The following is a 577-nucleotide window of genomic DNA, read 5'->3' on the forward strand; positions in this document are numbered from 1 at the left end:
CTCGGTCGCGAGCACCGAAAACGGCGCATGGCGCGTCATCGTCCGATAGGGGATCGATGACTGGACAGGTGCAGGCGGGACGCGCTAGTGACGTATGGCGGGCGACCGCCGCTGACGAAGCAAGTCGTGCTCAAAGCCAGGGCGGTGGGCCGTTGATGGTCCAACCGGTAGCTTCAATCCAACTGGCGATTATGAGAAATGCGATAACACCGACGAACCCGGCGAGAGCTGATCCGATGGCCCAGTCTCGTTTGTCCTCATGCTCGAGTTGGCGATCGAGGAGGGCGGCAGCGCCGCCGAGAAGTCCCAGTGCTGGTGGCGCGTAAATCAGTAGTCCGCCGGGGTCGGGTAGAGGGACGAACGCCATGAGGAGGAGAAGGCCCAGTGTCGCCGCGAGGCACACGACAGTGATGATCGGTATTCGTCGATGTGTCGTCGAGCGGTCCGGTGCGTCTGGGGCGGCCATGAACCCATCATGGCCGGGGGAAGCTACTCCATACGTTCTCAGGTTCAAGTGCTCGATAGGGGATCGTCTAGCGGTCCGGATCGAGCTTGCAAGTCCCGCGGGGTCACAGGT

1 pseudogene is annotated in these 577 nt (G+C 62.4%); it reads right to left on the reverse strand.

From position 1 onward, the window contains the following. Nucleotides 1–130: 130 nt before the first annotated feature. A pseudogene (locus IFT51_RS14750) lies at nucleotides 131–577 on the reverse strand (hypothetical protein); the annotation flags it as partial.

Source organism: Frigoribacterium sp. CFBP 13712, assembly GCF_014842255.1.
Taxonomy (GTDB): Bacteria; Actinomycetota; Actinomycetes; order Actinomycetales; family Microbacteriaceae; genus Frigoribacterium.